This window comes from Candidatus Methylomirabilota bacterium (genome assembly GCA_036005065.1).
Classification (GTDB): Bacteria; Methylomirabilota; Methylomirabilia; order Rokubacteriales; family DASRDR01; genus DASYQW01.
On sequence record DASYQW010000026.1, the window covers coordinates 15882 to 32292 of the forward strand.

The window sequence follows — 16411 nt, forward strand, 5'->3', positions numbered from 1 at the left end:
AGCCGGGACGCGGTCGACGCGCTCAATTCCGGCTGGTCAGGCGACGGTACAGCGCCTCCAGCCGCTCGACCTTGGCCGCCGTCGAGAAGCGCTCGCGCACCCACGTGCGTCCCGCGCGCCCGAGGGCCTCGGCCCACGCCGGAGCCTCGAGGAGCCGGAGGATGGCAGCGCCCAGCGCTTCGGGGTCCCGCGGGCGCACCAGCAGCCCCGTACGTTCGTGGAGCACGAGCTCGGGATTCCCGGCGGCCGCGGTGGCGACCACGGGCGTTTCCATCGCCAGCGACTCGCGGAGCGCCCCCGTGATGCCGTGACCCACGTGCGAGGCATCCACCGACACGTCGGAAGCGGCCAGGATCTCGGGGATGTCGTCCCGGTAGCCCCAGATCGTCACCGCCGGCTCGAGCCCGAGCTCGGCAGTCAGCGCCGCCAGCGGCCCGCGCTTCGCCGTTCGCGCGCCGACCAGGAGCAGGCGGGCTGCCGAGCGAGCCGCCCGGACGCGGGCGAAGGCCCGGATGACGTCGTCGTTGCCCTTCGGCTCGCGCACCCCGATCTGGGTCACCAGCGGTGTCGCCGGGTCGAGGCCGAGCTCGGCGCGGATGGCCGTCCCGCGAGCTCGGGCGGGGTCGAAGTGATCGGTGTCCGTTCCCGAGTACACGACCTCGATCTTGTCAGCCGGGACTCCCTGGAGGATGAGCCCCGCCTTGATCGCCTCACAGACGGCGACCACGCGGGCGACGAGCCGGCTCCGGTCGAGCAGGCGGCCGCCCAGCGACAGGGGAAAGCTCACGCCGCGGTTCACGACGAGGGGCGGGCGCGGACCGAAGGCGCGGGCCAGCAAGGTGAGCGTGCGCCCGCCCCCCTTGTGGGCGTGGACCACCTGGGTCCCTTCGGTCCGGAGCAGCGCCGCCAGCCGGAGGGCGCCGACCGGATCGGCCGGCGAGCGGAAGAAGCCCACGTGAGCGAAGCCGGCGTCTTCCGCCTCGGCCGCCCACCGCGCGCTGGGCTGGGTCACCACCAGGACCCGATGGCCCCGGGCGGCCAGGCCGCGGGCCAGGTCACGGAGCTGGATGGCGGCGCCGGTGTAGAAGTCGTCCTTCGGGTAGATTTGAAGGACGCGCAGCGGGTCTCCGGCTCCCTTTCGCTCGCCGCCGCCGGCGATGCCCCTCACCCCGGCCGGAGGGCGCGCATCAGTCCAGCTTGGGGCGGGAGCGCCTGCTGCCGCCTGCTGCCTGGCGCCGTCCCCGCACGGGTACGGTCCCGCATCGGTTTCTTCAGAGGCTCTCAGTCCTCGGCCAGCGGCAGGCCGGCGTCGATCCAGCCGGTCATGCCGCCCCACACGTTGGTGAGGCGCGGGAAGCCGCGGGCGAGGAGAAGGCTCCCCACCAGGCTCGAGCGGGGACCCCCGCGGCAGATGAGGGCGATGGGCCGATCGCGCGGGAGCTCGCCGGCGCGGCTCGGGACCTCCCGCATCGGGATGTGGGTGGCGCCCGGGACGTGGCCTTCCTCCCACTCGATGGGCTCCCGGACGTCGAGCACGATCAGATCGCGCTCGACCTCCCGCCGACGGGCCAGCTCGGGCGCGGTGACGTTGGGAAGCTCGGCCACCGGCAAGCCTGAGGCCCGCACCGCGTCCGATCCCACCACGTAGGCGCCGACGTCGTCCAGCCCGATCCGGGTGAATGCCGCCAGGGCCCGGACCACGTCGGCCTCGCTCTCGGCCAGCAGCACCAGCGGACGGTCGGCCGGGACGAACCAGCTCACGCGCTCGGCGAACTGCGGGCTGTCGATCCAGACGTTGAGACTCCCCGCCACGTGACCCGCGCCGAACGCGCGAGGCTCCCGGATGTCGACGAGCGTGGCCCCGGCGTCGAGACGGGCCCCGAGCGCCGTGGGCTGGAGGCGCTCCGGTGTCGCGCGCTTGAGCATGACGACCTCCTTGTTCCTGGCGATGCGCTGAAGATCATGGGCCCTCGTCGGTCTCCAGGTGGTGATAGCCGCCGCGGAAGTACACGAGCGGCGACCCGTCGCCGACCCGCACACCTTCGACCTTACCCACGAAGATCGTGTGGTCGCCACCCTCGTAGCGGTGGAGCACTCGGCACTCGAGCGCCGCCACGACGTCCTCGAGAATCGGGAGCCGGGCTTGCCCCTCGTGATGAGCGATCCCGCTGAACTTGTCGGCCATCGTGGAGGCGAAGTGCCGGGACAGATGCTCCTGGCTCTTCCCGAGCATGTTGACCGCGAACCAGCCGTACTCCTGGAACGCGCGGTAGGCCGTCGCCCCGTGGTCGATGCAGACGAGCACGAGCGGCGGCTCGAGCGAGACGGACGTGAACGCGCTGGCCGTGAGCCCGCACGGTCGCCCCTCGCGATCCCGCGTCGTCACCACGGTGACGCCGGCGGGGAACTCGCGGAGCGCGGACCGGAACTCAGCCGGGGTGACGGGCATGACCCTGGCTCCCTTTGTAGCAGACCGCCGGCCGTCGTTTCAAGAACCGCGCCGCGGCGTCGTCCGGAGCCGGGCGCCTGGCTTGACAAGGGTAGGGGCGGCCGCTACCTTGGGCGTACTTCGCGTCTCGCCCCTGCTCGAATGGCACGTTCCCACAGGAGGCGGTCCCTGGATCATCGTGATCCAGCCGTACGAGGACTACGGGCTCCAGAAGTACGTGGAGTTCACGCCGAGTCCGAACCAGCAGCTCGAGGTGCGCCGCTTCAACTTCCGTCTGCGGCGCGCGTAGCGCCGATGACCCCGCCGGGCCCGGATCACCCGGGGCCCGTGCAGGGTGGTCTGATCAGGATGCGGATTCGAGTGCCACGAACGATTGCCACGCCGCGCGGGCATTCGGAGCGCTTCGAGCGCGGGCTTCGCCCGCGCAACCTCCGGGGGGGATTCTCAAAGGGGGGCAGAGCCCCCCTTTGAAGTAAGATGCGCGGCCTCGGCGGCTTCCTCGGCTACCGGCTCTTTCGCACCCTCATCGCGCTCTGGCTGGTCTCGACCGTCGTCTTCGTGGTGATGCGGCTGTCGGGCGATCCGGTGCCGCTCCTCCTCCCGCCCGACGCGCCGATCGCGGAGATGAACCGCGTCCGCCGCGACCTCGGGCTCGACCGGCCGCTGGCCGTGCAGTACGGGGTGTTCCTGGTCGCAGTCGCCCGGGGCGACTTCGGGCGCTCGATCCACTTCCGTCAGCCGGCCATGGAAGTGGCGCTGTCCTATCTCCCGGCGACCTTCGAGCTGGGCCTGGCCGCGTTCGTGATCGCCGTCGTCGTCGCGTTTCCGGTCGGCGTCCTCTCCGCCATCCGCCGGAATTCGGTGCTCGACCACGCCGCCATGGGGCTGGCCCTGATCGGCCAATCCGCCCCCACCTTCTTCATCGGCATCCTCTTCATCCTGGTCCTCTCGCTCAGGCTCGACCTGTTCCCGACCTCGGGACGGGGCGACTGGCACCACCTGGTCCTGCCGGCCCTGACGCTGGGCGCGTTCGCCATGGCGTCGATCGCCCGCATCACGCGCTCGGCCGTCCTCGAGGTCCAGCGAGCCGACTACATCCGGACGGCGCGCGCGAAGGGGGTCGGCGAGTTCCTGGTGGTCGCCAAGCACACCCTGAAGAACGCGGCGTTGCCGATCCTGACCATCACCGGGCTCCAGTTCGGGACGCTGCTGGGAGGCGCCGTGGTCACGGAGACGGTCTTCGCGTGGCCGGGAATGGGTCGGCTGGCGATCCAGTCCATCTACAACCGGGACTACCCGGTGGTCCAGTCCACGGTCTTCCTCGCCGCGGTGCTCTTCATCGCGATCAACTTCGTCCTCGACCTGCTCTACGGCGTGCTCGATCCACGAGCGCGGGAGGCCTCCGCGTGAGGCGGCCCGGGCCGATCCCCGTCGCCGCGGGTCGTCCTCGGTCGTCGGCGGCCCTCAACGTATGCGGCATACGCCTCGGGCCGCCTCCTCCCTGCGTCCTACCGCGGCTCGGGGCTCGGCCCGGTTCCACCGTCGGAGCCGATCACGATGCCAGTCCGAAAGGCCTCCGCGTGAGGCGGCCCGGGCCCCGGCGCGGAATCGCGGCGCCGCCTCCGGCCGGGTGAGGCCGTGAGCCAGCCGGCCGTCATCTCGGAAGCGGTGGTGAGCGCGCCGGCGATCCCCGTGCCGGCGGGCGGCCGCCGCCGGCGGGTGCCGTGGCACGTCTGGGCCGCCGCGATGTTCGTGGCCGGGCTGGTCGTCGTCGCCGTGGCCGCGCCCTACCTGGCGCCGCACAACCCCGAGCGCGGCTCGCTCCGGGCGCGGCTCGCCGCGCCGACGCTGGAGGCCGCCGATGGCAAGGTCCATCCCCTCGGCACCGACCACCTCGGGCGGGACGTTCTATCCCGCATCATCTTCGGGACCCGCGTGTCGCTCACCATCGGCTTCGCGGCGGTGGCGGTCGGGGGGCTGGTCGGGGGCGTTCTCGGGCTGGTGGCGGGCTTCCGGGGGGGGTGGCTCGACGAGGCGATCATGACGGTGGCCGATGCCCAGCTCGCGTTCCCGTTCATCTTGCTGGCGATCGGGATCATCGCGGTCCTCGGGCCCTCGTTCCCGAATCTCGTCGTCGTCGTCGGGCTGTCCGGGTGGGTCACGTACGCCCGAGTGCTCCGCGCCCAGGTGCTCTCCCTCCGGCGGCGCGAGTTCGTGGACGCGATCCGGGGGCTCGGCGGTGCGCTTCCGCGGATCGTCCTCCGGCATATCCTGCCCAACGTCGCGTCCACCCTCATGGTCATCGCCACCCTCGAGCTGGCCCGGGCCATCGTCCTGGAGGCGACGCTCTCCTTCCTGGGGCTCGGGATCCAGCCGCCGACGCCCTCGTGGGGCGGCATGATCCACGAGGGGCGCGAGTACCTGGACACCGCATGGTGGATCTCGGTGTGCCCGGGGCTCGTGCTCATGCTGACCTCGCTGGTGGTCAGCCGCACGGGCGATTGGCTGCGGGACGTCCTCGACCCGACCTTGCGCGGGGCGTAGCAGCGCCGACGGCGGGTTGACACTCGCGGAGCCTCATGTTACCGACTGGCACGGGAGGTCTCGCCATGACAGAGAGTCTGATGGACCGCCGCGGGTTTCTGCTGGGGACGAGCGGGGTACTGGCCGGGGCATCCCTCGCCCGGCTCCGGCCGGCCGAGGCCCAGGCCAGGCCGAAGCAGCTCACGATGAGCAACTGGGGCGGGGAGTACGGGACGTTCGTCAAGGAGAACGTGGACGTCGATTTCACCAAGCGCTACGGGGTGTCCGTGGTGCACGACCCGAGCGCGGACAACGCGGCCCGGATCACCAAGGTGAAGCTGAGCCCGCCCGGGACCTACGACCTCCTCCACCTGGCCGACAGCTTCTTCGCCCGGGCCGTCGACGAGGGGATCCTGGAGCCGCTGAACTATCGCTCGCCGAACTTCACCAACGTGCCCGACGTGGATCCGGCCGCCCTGACGCCCTACTGGCCGCGCGCGACCTTCAACGGGATGGGCATCGCCTACAACCCCCATATGGTGAAGGAGCCGCCGGTCTCCTGGGCCGACCTCTGGAAGCCGGAGTACAAGGGGAAGATCGTGGTGCCGGGCGTGAACCACTCGTTCGGGCTCTACGTGATCTTCTTCGGGGCGCTGGCCGCCGGCAAGGACTGGAAGGACGTCGACACCGGGTTCGAGATGCTCAAGCGCCTCTCCGACCTCCGCCCGGTGTGGTCCATGGACACGCCGTCGATCCAGAAGATGTTCCACCGGGAGGAGGTCGCCATCGGGTGGCTGGGCAAGGCCGAGACGCTCCACGCCCAGACGTGGGGGGCCAAGACGCAGTTCGCCATCCCGAAGGAAGGCGGCATCTTCGTCCAGTGGGGCTGGGGGATCGTCAAGGGGACCAAGAACCTGGAGTGGGCCGAGAAGTACGTGAACCTCAGCCTCGATCCCGAGGTTCAGGCACGGTACGCCGCCAAGTGGCGCTACGCCGGCTCGAACGCCAAGTGGGTCCAGCACGTCGACCCCGACGTCCGCAAGCGCGTCGAGTGGACGGCCGAGGAGACCAAGCGGCTGATCGTGCTCGACCACAGCTGGATCACCAAGCGGCGCGCCGAGCTCACGGAGCGGTGGAACAAGATCGTGAGCGGCTAGCCGCCCGCTCGACCCGGGGGCCGGGCCGCCACCCGCGGGTGACGAGCTCCGGAAGCGGCGGAAGCCCGGCGGCAGGCTCCGCGGGCCGGGCCGAGGGCGGGCGGTCATGGCCCGCGTAGCCCTCGACCGCGTCACCAAGCGGTACGGGGACGTGGTCGCCGTCCGGGACGTCTCGCTCGTCGTCGACGAGGGGACGTTCGTCTCGTTCCTGGGCCCGAGCGGCAGCGGCAAGACCACCCTCCTGCGCCTCATCGCCGGGTTCCTGTCGCCGGAGGCGGGCGACATCTGGATCGGGGACCGCCGGGTCAACGGGGTGCCGCCGCACCGGCGCAACATCGGAATGGTCTTTCAGCACTACGCGCTCTTCCCCCACATGACGGTGCTCGACAACGTCGGGTTCGGCCTGGCCATGCGCGCGGTCGGCCGGATGGAAGCGGCCAGCCGGATTCGTGAGGCGCTGGCGCTGGTCAAGCTGGAGGGCCTCGAGCACCGCTACCCCCGCGAGCTCTCCGGCGGCCAGCAGCAGCGGGTCGCGCTCGCCCGGTCCATCGTCATCAAGCCGGCCCTCCTCCTCCTGGACGAGCCTCTGAGCGCGCTCGACCGGAAGCTCCGAGCCGAGATGCAGCTCGAGCTGCGGCAACTCCAGCAGACGCTGGGCATCACCGCGCTGTACGTCACCCATGATCAGGAGGAAGCGCTGACGCTGTCCGATCGGATCGCCATCCTGAAGGACGGGGTGGTGGCCCAGGTCGGGGGCCCCCGCGAGATCTACGAGCAGCCGACCAGCGTGTTCGTGGCGGGATTCATGGGCACGGCCAACGTCTTCGAGGGCACCGTCGAGGCAGAAGGCGGCCGCCTGCGGGTCCGGTCGGGGCCCTTCGAGTTCGTCGTCCCGGCCGGGGCCGGCGCCGCGCCGGGCTCGGTGATCCGCGTGGCCGTCCGTCCCGAGCGGATCCGGCTCCTTCGGGCGGCGCCGCCGGGAATGCCGGCCATCCCGGGAAAGATCGCGAATGCGGTCTATCTCGGGGCGGAGACCCACTACCAGGTGGAGGTGGCGAGCCGGCATCGCGTGCTGGCGACCCTCCCCAACGCCGGTGACGGCGGGCCGTCGCCCGAGCGGGGCGACACCCTCTACGTGAGTTGGCGGGTCGAGGATGTCCTCGTCCTCCGCGGCTGAAGGGGCCGGCCGCCTGAGGCGGGTCCGGCACTGGCTGGGGCCGCCCGTGCTCCAGCCTCCGCTCGCCTTCTACGCCCTCCTCTTCCTGGCCCCGCTCCTGATCTTCTCGGTCGTGAGCGTCTTCCAGACGTCGCAGACCGGCCTCTTCGATCCCGTCTTCACCCTGCAGCACTACGCCAAGGCGCTGGGCGACCGCTTCTACCTGCGAAGTCTCTGGAACACGTTCGAGATCAGCCTGGGCGTGACGCTCCTGTGTCTGGCCCTCGGCTACCCGGTCGCGTACCTGCTGGCCGATCTCCGCCCGCGGCCGCGCAAGCTCTTGATCATCCTCCTTCTCTTCCCGCTCCTCGTCAGCACCATCATCCGGGTCTATGGCTGGATGGTCATCCTGGGTGGCCGCGGCATCGTCAACAACTTTCTCCTGCGCTGGCGGCTCGTGGACGATGCGCTGCCCCTCATGTTCAACACGGGGACCCTCTACCTGGGCCTGGTGACCATCCTGCTCCCGTACATGGTCATCAATGTCACCAATGTGCTGGTCGCCATCGATCCGGCCCTGGGGGAGGCGGCCTCGATCCACGGAGCCGACCGGCGGCGCGTCTTCTGGCGCGTCACGCTGCCTCTGAGTCTCCCCGGCGTTCTGTCGGGATGCCTCCTCGTCTTCACCATCTCCATGAGCGCCTACGTCATCCCGCTCCTCCTCGGCGGCCACCGGGTCAAGATGCTCGGCAACCTCGTCTTCGAGTCGATCTCGTCGTTCAACTGGCCCTTTGCGGCCGCGCTGTCGCTGGTCCTGCTGGGGGGGACCCTGCTGGCCTGCCTCGGGTTCCTCACGCTGCTCGGCACCGAGCGGCGACGCGCCCCGCGGAGGGCGTGATGGCGGTCCGGCCCGGGCTCGACGTCATGGCCCGCGACGTGGCCGGCGCGGATTGGGAAGCGATTCGCCACCGCTGGTTCCGCCGGGGCCTCGGGCTCCTCACCGCCGTCGTCTACCTGGGGATCCTGGCTCCGATCCTGGTCGTCGTCCTGGCCTCGGTGAGCCCAACCGAGGTGTTCACCTTCCCGCCGCCGGGGGTCACGCTGAAGTGGTACCAGGAATTCTTCCGCGACTCGAACATGCGCGACGGATTCTGGCTGAGCTTCGTGGTGGCCGCTGGGTCCGCCGTCATCTCCCTCGTCCTGGGGACCGCCGCCGCCCTCGGGCTCACCCGGGAGCGCTTCGCGCTCCGGCACCTGGTGAGCGCCTTCTTCCTCTCCCCCATCATCTTCCCGAGCCTCATCACGGGGGTCGCCCTCCTCCTCTTCTTCCGGGCCTTGGGCGTGCCGACCCTGCCCGGCCTCATCCTGGGACACGCCATCATCAGCGTGCCCTACGTCATCCGGACGGTGGCGGCGAGCCTGGCCGGATTCGACGTCACCATCGAGGAGGCGGCCCGGATCCACGGGGCCAGCCCCCTGCGTGCCTTCGTGCGGGTCACCCTGCCCATCATCCAACCCGGTATCATGGCCGGTGCGGTGTTCGCCTTCATCGTGTCGTTCAGCGAGCTGAACGTCTCGCTCTTCCTGTCCGGTCCCGGCGCGGCCACGCTCCCGATCCACATCTTCAGCCAGATCCAGTTCGGGGCCGGCCAGGTCGTCATCGCGGCCGCCTCCACGCTCCAGATCGTGCTCATCGTGGGGTTGATGGTCGTGGTCGAGAAGCTCTTCGGGATCTCGGTGGCCCCGCAGTCCTGAGGGGAGGCAACGGCGAGCCCATGCCGACGATCGTCGAGCGCGACGTGAAGATCGAAACCGGAACCAGCCTGCACATCCGGGAAGCCGCGGGAGCACCCGGTCCCGACGGACGGCTGACCCCGCTCGTCTGCATCCACGGCTTCAGCCTGTCGGGGCTGATCTACGAGCGCCTGCTGGCCGGGCTCCCGGCCGGCTACCGGGCGATCGCCGTCGACCAGCGCGGCTTCGGGGACTCGGCCAGGCCGCCGGCCGGATACACGATCCCCGAGTTCGCCGCCGACAACGCCGCCCTGCTGGATGCGCTGGGGATCGACCGGGCGGTCGTCATGGGGCATTCCTACGGCGGCATGGTGGCCCAGCAGTTCGCGGTGGCCTATCCGGAGCGCCTGCTGGCCCTGGTCCCGGTGGGGACCTGGGCGCACGTGCCGCCGGCCTTCGGTCTCGGGGAGGACGTCGGCAGCCGCCTCGAGCTCTGGCGGACCCGGGGGAACGTCCCGGAGGCCTTCACGGGCCGGATCGAGCGGTACGTTCTGGCCCGCAACGTCACCGCCGAGGAGAAGGCCCGCTTCCTGGCGATCGCCATGGGTGCCGGGACCACCGCCCTCATCGAGACGCTGACCGACATCTACACCAGGCCGTGCCTGACGCTCGACCAGCTGGCGGCGATCCGGGCTCCGACGCTGGTGATGGCCGGCGCCGAGGACACGATCATCACCGTTCCCGCCGCCCGCCGCCTGGCCGACGCGATCCCGGGCAGCGAGCTCGTCGTGATCTCCGATTCCGGGCATACGCCGATGTGGGAGCAGCCGCGCGCCTTCGCCGGGGCGCTCTTCGGCTTCCTGGCCCGGCACGGTCTCTGACGCCGGGGTCGGGGGGAGCCGCCATGGAACGGGCAGACGCCGTCATCATCGGGGGGGGCGTCATGGGGACGAGCATCGGGCTCAACCTGATGCGGCGGCGCTTCGGGCGCGTCGTCCTCCTGGAAAAGAACACCATCTGCTCGGGGACGTCCGGCAAGTCGTCGGCCGTGGTACGGACCCACTACACGACGCGGCCCACGGCGATGATGGCCCTGCTGGCCCGGCGCATCTTCGAGAACTTCCGGGAGGCGATCGGCGGCGAGTCCGGCTTCGTGCGGACCGGGATGCTCGTCATCGGCACGCCGGAGAGCCGGGAGGCTGTCGAGGCCACGGTCCGGATGAATCAGGAGCTCGGGATCGAGACCGGCCTGGTCACGGCGGCGGAGGCCCGGGCGATCGATCCTCTGCTGACGCCGGCCGACGACGCTCCCATCGCCTACGAGCCGGCCTCGGGATACGCGAGCCCGCACGAGGTGGCGTCGAGCTACGCCCGGCGGTTCACCGACCTCGGCGGCGTGATCCGCCAGGGCACGCTGGTGACGGGCATCGGGACCGGCGGGGGCCGGGTTCGGTCGGTCCAGACCGACCGGGGCGAGATCGCCACCGCGCACGCGGTCATCGCTGCCGGGCCCTGGGCCGACCGGGTCGGCCGTCTGGCCGGGATCGAGCTCCCGGTCATGGCGAGCCGGCAGCCGATCGTCATCCTCCGGCCGAAATTCGAATACGGGAGCACCCACCCCGTGGTGATCGATCTCGCCGACGAGATCTACAGCCGCCCGGAGACGGGCAACCTCATCCTCCTCGGGAATACCCGCCACGGGGACGACCGGCCCGGCGATCCGGACGACTACGAGGACCGGCCGGACCTGGCGACGGCGACGGATCTGGTGGAGCGGTTCGCGCGCCTGATGCCAGGGGCGGCCGAAGCCGAGATCAGCGGAGGGTGGTCGGGCATGTACGAGATCAGCCCCGACTGGAACCCGATCATGGGGAGCGCCCCCGGCGTGGCCGGGCTGCACTTCTGTGTCGGCTTCTCGGGTCACGGATTCAAGCTCAGTCCCGTGGCCGGGATCCTGATGGCCGAGCACATCGCCGACGGTCACAGCACCACCCTCGACATCACCCCCTATCGGCTCGAGCGGTTCGCCGAGGGACAGGAGCTCCGGATCGCCTACCGGCGAGCCGGCGTCGTCGGATAGGCCCGTGACACCGCCAGCTTCGCGCCGCCGCTCGCGCGCCGCGCGGTGAGGGAAAGCGAGGGGTCCATGGCGAAGCCATCCGCTCTCGTCATCGGCGGCGGGGTCATCGGCGTCGCCGCCGCCTACTACCTGGCGCGCGGTGGATGGGCCGTGACCATCGTCGAGACGGGGGAGATCTGCGCGGGCAGCTCCTACGGGAACGGGGGCCTCGTCGTCCCGAGCCACAGCATCCCCCTGGCGGCGCCGGGCGTGTGGCTGAAGGGCCTGAAGTGGATGCTGAACCCGGAGAGCCCGTTCTACATCAAGCCCCGCCTGAGCCCCGAGCTCCTCTCCTGGCTCTGGCAGTTCCGCGCCGCCTGCACGCCGGCGCGGGCGGCCCGGGCCATGCCGGTGCTTCGGGATCTGAGCTTCGCCAGCCTGGCGCTCTTCCGCGAGCTGGCCGCGATTCCGGGCTTCGAGTTCGGCTTCCGCCAGGAGGGGGCGCTGGCGGTCTTTCGCACGGAGAAGGCCTACGAGGCGGCGCTGGCGGACGCGCGGTTCCTGGGCGAGGGCGGCATTCCGACCAAGGTGCTCGACGGCGTGGCCGCCCGCGCGCTGGAGCCCGCGCTCGCGCCCGGCGTGGTGGGCGCGATCTTCTTTCCCGACGACGCGCTGCTGATCCCCGACGTGTTCGTCCGGGGGCTGGCCGCCCTCGCCGAGCAGCTGGGCGTCCGTATCCGGACCGGGACGGAGGTCCTCGGCTTCCTGACCCGAGGGGCCCGCATCACCACGGTCGAGACGACGCGGGGGAACCTCCCGGCCGGCGAGGCGGTCGTGCTGGCCGCCGGCTCGTGGTCCCCCCGGCTGGCCGCCGCCGCCGGGCTGCGCCTTCCGATCCAGCCCGCCAAGGGCTACAGCGTGACCTATCGCCGGCCGCCCGACGGGCTGCGGATTCCGCTGCTGCTCGGCGAGGCGAAGGCGGGCGTGACGCCGATGGGGGACATGCTCCGGTATGCCGGGACCCTCGAGCTGGCCGGGCTCGACCTCTCCATCAACCGCCGCCGGGTGAACGCCATCATCCGGTCCGCCGCCCCCTACCTCCGTGGCGCGGAATCCCTCGAGCTGCTCGAGATCTGGCGGGGCCTGCGTCCGTGCACGCCGGACGGGCTGCCGGTCATCGGGCGCCCGAAGCGGATCGAGAACTTGATCCTCGCCACCGGGCACGCGATGATCGGCGTCTCGCTGGGCCCGATCACCGGGAAGCTCGTCGCCCAGCTCGCCTCGGGCGAGCCGACGGCGGTCGACGTGGGCGCGCTGACGCCGGAGCGGTTCGCGTAGCGACCGCCCGCCCGCGGCCGTCCAGCGCGGCGTAGGCGAGCATCTCGACCCGCATGCTCGCCACCGTGAGGCCGGCCACGATGACGGTGGCGCGGTTAGGTGCCGAGAACCAGCCCTGGGTAGTCGGAGGGAGGAAATCGGAAGGAACACCGAACGCAGGCCGTCTAAAGCACCTTTCGCTTCCTCCCGCTGGCACCCGGTGGCCCGTCCCCGAAGCCACGACGACGCCTGCCGCTCCGCTGGTGGCGGCGTGAGAGCCCAGGACCGAGCCGCCCTTGACAGCCCGCGGGCGGTGGGCTATGCATGGCTGGCGCATCGGGGGCGGCGCTCTCGGTGCTGAGCGGGATCGTACGCTCCGGTTCGCGCGAAAGAGGGGACGTGGTGTCCCGAGGAGGATGACATGAGACGCAGAGTGGCGGGGAACCTGTGGATCATCGGCGGACTGCTCCTGCTGGCCCTCGGGCTGGCGACGGGGGCGGTCGCTCAGCAACAGAAGGTGGTGATCGCGGTGACGAGCCCCCAGTCGGGGCCGCAGGCCGCGTGGGGGTCGGAGCTCATCCGCGGCGCCGAGCTGGCGCTGGCGGAGTACGACCCCAAGAAGCTCAAGTTCAAGTACGAGATCCTGCCCTTGGACGATCAGGCCGATCCCAAGGTGGGCCTGACCGTCGCCAACAAGCTGAAGGTCGACAAGGACGTCATGGGCGTGATCGGCCCCTGGAACAGCGGGGTGGCCATCCCGGCCTCACCGGTCTACTCCGAGGCCAAGCTCCCCTTGTTCGCCATCGCCAGTGATCCCAAGCTCACCCGGCAGGGCTTCACCAACATCTTCCGGACCGTGTCGACGAACGACTTCCAGGCCATCGGAGGCGAGGCCTACCTGGTCGGCGAGCTGAAGAAGAAGCGCGTCGCCATCATCCACGACAACACGATCCCGGGCGTGACCATCAGCGAGATCTTCCGGGACATGGCCAAGAAGGACAAGGCCGAGATCGTGATGTTCGAGGGCGTGAGCTGGGGCGAGCGGGACTGGAGCCCGGTCCTCACGAGCCTCAAGCAGAAGAACGCCGACGCGCTCTATCTGGTCACCGTGTTCGCCGACGTCGCCCTGGCCATGAAGCAGATGAAGGACCTCGGGATGAACCTGACGGTCCTCGGGCCCGACGGCATGTACTCGGACGAGCTGATCACGCTCGGCGGGCCGGCCGTCGAGGGCGCCTGCGCCACGGCCCTGGGAGCCGACGTCAACAAGCTGCCCAGCGCGTCGAAGTTCGTCAGCGCCTTCAAGGCCAAGTACAACGAGAGCCCCCAGCAGTACAGCGTCTTCGCCTACGAGGACATGCACATCCTGATCAAGGCCATCGAGAAGGCCGGCAAGAAGGACCGGGCCGCCATCCTGAAGGCGGTGCGCGAGGTGACGCCCTACGACGGGGCGCTCGGCCGGACCGCCTTCAACGGCCGGGGCGACACCGTGAACCAGGTGATCGGGATCTTCTGCGTGAAGGACGGCAAGTGGGGGTATCTCAAGACCGCCGACATCCCGAAGGACCGGATGCCGAAGTAGAGGCACCGGCCCGAACGGCGGCGGACGTCCCAGCGGTGACGCGGTGAAGGGGCGCCGGGGCCGTCCCGGGTCGTGAGCCCGAAGGAAGGACGGCATGGAAGGGTGGGGCGCCGTCTATCTCCAGCAGGTCGTCAACGGGCTCACGATCGGGAGCGTGTACGCCCTGATCGCGCTGGGCTACACGATGGTCTACGGCGTCCTCGAGATGATCAACTTCGCCCACGGCGACGTGTTCATGGTGGGCAGCTTCGTCGGGCTCCTGGTCCTGGCACTCCTGGCGCCCTCCTCCTCTGCCGCCGCCGGAGGGGGGCTGCTCCTCGTGCTGGGGGCCGTCTTCCTCGGGGCGATGGCGAGCTGCGGCTCCCTCGGCGTCACCATCGAGCGCGTCGCCTACCGGCCCCTCCGGGCGAGCTCCCGGCTCGGCCCGCTCATCTCGGCCCTCGGCGTGTCCCTCTTCATCCAGAACGCCGTCATGTTGCTGGTGGGGGCGCGCCCGAAGGCCTTTCCCCAGCTCATTCCCAAGCAGCTCTACCACGTCGGCGGGGCGGTGTTCACCAACGTCCAGGTGATCATCCTCCTCGCCTCGCTCCTCCTCATGCTGGCGCTCGACCAGTTCGTGCGCCGGACCCGCTGGGGCCGGGCCATGCGGGCGGTGGCCCAGGACGCCGAGGCCGCCGGGTTCATGGGGGTCGAGGTCAACTCGGTCGTCACCCTCACGTTCCTGCTGGGGTCGATCCTGGCGGCGGGGGCCGGCATCATGGTGGGCCTCTACTACGGGATCGTCGATTTCTTCATGGGGTACGTGGCAGGCCTGAAGGCCTTCACGGCGGCCGTGCTGGGTGGCATCGGCAACCTGCGGGGGGCCATGCTCGGGGGCCTCCTGCTGGGGCTGGCGGAGAGCTTCGGCGCGGGCTTCGTCGGGGCGCACTGGAGAGACGTCATCGCCTTCGGGGTGCTGATCACCGTCCTCGTCCTGCGCCCCGGCGGACTGCTCGGGGAGCACCTCCCCGAGAAAGTCTGACAGGCCCTGAAGGCATTGATGCGGGACGTGGCCGGGCGGGGACGACGGGAGGCAGCGGGCGGCTGGTGGGAGGGTTTGGGAGGAGCGGCAGCCGGCGCTCCCGCCCCAAGCTGACTGAGCGCTTGCGGCGCGCGTCGCGCTTCATCGGGCGGAGCCGCCATCTCCAGCTCCTCGCGCTGCTCGCGGCCCTGGTCGTCTTCGGGCTCCAGGCCGACGAGTACCTCCTCGACATCGGCGTCCTGGTCGGGATCTACTCGATCCTGGGTCTCGGGCTGAGCATCGTCATCGGTCAGGCTGGTCTCCTCGACCTCGGCTACATCGCCTTCTACGCGATCGGCGCCTACTGGACCGCGCTGCTCTCGACCCATTTCGGCGTGCCGTTCTGGCTCCTCCTGCCGAGCGCAGCCGCCCTGGCCGCGGTGTTCGGGGTCCTCCTGGGGTATCCGACCTTGCGCCTCCGGGGCGACTACCTGGCCATCGTGACGCTCGGCTTCGGGGAGATCATCCGGATCACGCTGAACAACTGGCGCCAGCTGACCAACGGCCCCATGGGCATCATGGGCATCGGCCATCCCCGGTTGGCCCTCCCCGGGCTCGGCGCCTTCGACTTCGGGCTGAACGTCCAGGCCTATTACTTCCTGATCCTCGTGCTCGACGTCGTCGCGGTGTTCGTGGTGGCCCGCCTGGCCCGGTCGAGGGTCGGGCTCGCCTGGAAGGCCATCCGCGAGGACGAGCTGGCGGCGGGGGCGATGGGCGTGAACGTCCGGCGGGCCAAGCTGCTGGCCTTCGCGCTGGGGGCCGCCTTCGCCGGGGCCGCCGGCAGCTTCTTCGCCGGCCGGGTGGGGTTCGTCTCGCCGGAGAGCTTCACGTTCGTCGAGTCCGTGCTCGTCGTCTGCATCGTCGTCATCGGCGGCTCGGCCAGCATCGCCGGGGTCATCCTGGGCGCCGTGATCTTCATCGGGCTCCCGGAGCTCTTGCGCGAGGTGGCCCGCTTCCGGATGCTGGCCTTCGGCCTCGGCATGGTCGTCCTGATGCTCACGCGTCCCCAGGGGCTCCTCGGCCAGGAATGGATGGGCGAACCCGAGAAATCCCGGACCGAGCCGGAGCCCGAGCCGGCCCTGGTCCCCGACCTCTAGATCATGGGAGGGGGCCTCGACGGCCCCCTCCCAGACCCTCCCCCGGGAGGGTTGCGCGGGCAAGCCCGCGCTCGGAGTGGACACTGACCCGCGGCATCGGGGCGAGGCGTCGGCGCGCGGTTACTCCGACAGCCTCCTAGCCCGCATTATGCGTGAAAGATGAAACAAAGGAGCCACCGAGCCCCTCAACGGTGCTATAGAAGCGGTGATGAGGCGCTTCGACACCGAAACGCGAGGAGGCTCGATGGCTACAGACTGTATACCTCAGGTGACCTTC

Annotated in this window: 16 protein-coding genes; 13 read left to right on the top strand and 3 right to left on the bottom strand. The window is 70.6% G+C overall.

The features are described 5' to 3' along the window. Positions 1–22 precede the first annotated feature (22 nt). The 3 genes from VGW35_01300 to VGW35_01310 all read right to left on the bottom strand — a co-directional run bounded on the left by VGW35_01300 (position 23) and on the right by VGW35_01310 (position 2449). Positions 23–1168, bottom strand: coding sequence for a glycosyltransferase family 4 protein (locus tag VGW35_01300; protein ID HEV8306275.1), 1146 nt, complete (start codon positions 1166–1168; stop codon positions 23–25). A gap of 113 nt (positions 1169–1281) precedes the next feature. Continuing rightward, positions 1282–1926, bottom strand: a complete 645-nt coding sequence (locus VGW35_01305; protein HEV8306276.1) for a rhodanese-like domain-containing protein — start codon at positions 1924–1926, stop codon at positions 1282–1284. A 34-nt stretch (positions 1927–1960) separates the two neighbouring features. Then, positions 1961–2449, bottom strand: a complete 489-nt coding sequence (locus VGW35_01310; protein HEV8306277.1) for a flavin reductase family protein — start codon at positions 2447–2449, stop codon at positions 1961–1963. A 109-nt stretch (positions 2450–2558) separates the two neighbouring features. On the opposite strand from VGW35_01310, the gene VGW35_01315 reads away from it, so the two are divergent. The 13 genes from VGW35_01315 (at position 2559) to VGW35_01375 (ending at position 16134) form a co-directional block, all read left to right on the top strand. Next, positions 2559–2738: a hypothetical protein gene (locus VGW35_01315; protein HEV8306278.1), complete on the top strand. Its 180-nt coding sequence runs from the start codon at positions 2559–2561 to the stop codon at positions 2736–2738. A 188-nt stretch (positions 2739–2926) separates the two neighbouring features. Further along, a complete protein-coding gene (locus tag VGW35_01320; protein ID HEV8306279.1) occupies positions 2927–3859 on the top strand; it encodes an ABC transporter permease in 933 nt (310 codons plus the stop codon). Between the two features lie 228 nt (positions 3860–4087). Next, positions 4088–4993 carry an ABC transporter permease gene (locus tag VGW35_01325; GenBank protein HEV8306280.1) on the top strand — a complete coding sequence of 302 codons (906 nt, stop codon included), beginning with the start codon at positions 4088–4090 and terminating at the stop codon, positions 4991–4993. A gap of 65 nt (positions 4994–5058) precedes the next feature. Continuing rightward, positions 5059–6129 carry an extracellular solute-binding protein gene (locus VGW35_01330; GenBank protein HEV8306281.1) on the top strand — a complete coding sequence of 357 codons (1071 nt, stop codon included), beginning with the start codon at positions 5059–5061 and terminating at the stop codon, positions 6127–6129. A 106-nt stretch (positions 6130–6235) separates the two neighbouring features. Next, positions 6236–7306 (top strand): ABC transporter ATP-binding protein, encoded by a 1071-nt coding sequence (locus VGW35_01335; protein ID HEV8306282.1) that lies wholly within the window; start codon positions 6236–6238, stop codon positions 7304–7306. A 46-nt stretch (positions 7307–7352) separates the two neighbouring features. Further along, a complete protein-coding gene (locus VGW35_01340) occupies positions 7353–8183 on the top strand; it encodes an ABC transporter permease (protein ID HEV8306283.1) in 831 nt (276 codons plus the stop codon). Beyond that, positions 8183–9040, top strand: a complete 858-nt coding sequence (locus VGW35_01345; protein ID HEV8306284.1) for an ABC transporter permease — start codon at positions 8183–8185, stop codon at positions 9038–9040. Before VGW35_01340 ends, VGW35_01345 begins: the two co-directional genes overlap by 1 nt. Before the next feature lie 20 nt (positions 9041–9060). Then, on the top strand, positions 9061–9900 hold the full coding sequence (locus VGW35_01350) for an alpha/beta hydrolase (protein ID HEV8306285.1): 840 nt from the start codon (positions 9061–9063) through the stop codon (positions 9898–9900). Between the two features lie 23 nt (positions 9901–9923). Then, positions 9924–11099 carry an FAD-binding oxidoreductase gene (locus VGW35_01355; GenBank protein ID HEV8306286.1) on the top strand — a complete coding sequence of 392 codons (1176 nt, stop codon included), beginning with the start codon at positions 9924–9926 and terminating at the stop codon, positions 11097–11099. Between the two features lie 66 nt (positions 11100–11165). Beyond that, positions 11166–12416, top strand: coding sequence for an FAD-dependent oxidoreductase (locus VGW35_01360; protein HEV8306287.1), 1251 nt, complete (start codon positions 11166–11168; stop codon positions 12414–12416). A gap of 400 nt (positions 12417–12816) precedes the next feature. Further along, positions 12817–13977, top strand: a complete 1161-nt coding sequence (locus VGW35_01365) for a branched-chain amino acid ABC transporter substrate-binding protein (GenBank protein ID HEV8306288.1) — start codon at positions 12817–12819, stop codon at positions 13975–13977. Between the two features lie 94 nt (positions 13978–14071). Then, positions 14072–14998, top strand: a complete 927-nt coding sequence (locus VGW35_01370; protein ID HEV8306289.1) for a branched-chain amino acid ABC transporter permease — start codon at positions 14072–14074, stop codon at positions 14996–14998. 122 nt (positions 14999–15120) lie between these two features. After that, a complete protein-coding gene (locus tag VGW35_01375; GenBank protein ID HEV8306290.1) occupies positions 15121–16134 on the top strand; it encodes a branched-chain amino acid ABC transporter permease in 1014 nt (337 codons plus the stop codon). Positions 16135–16411: the final 277 nt, after the last annotated feature.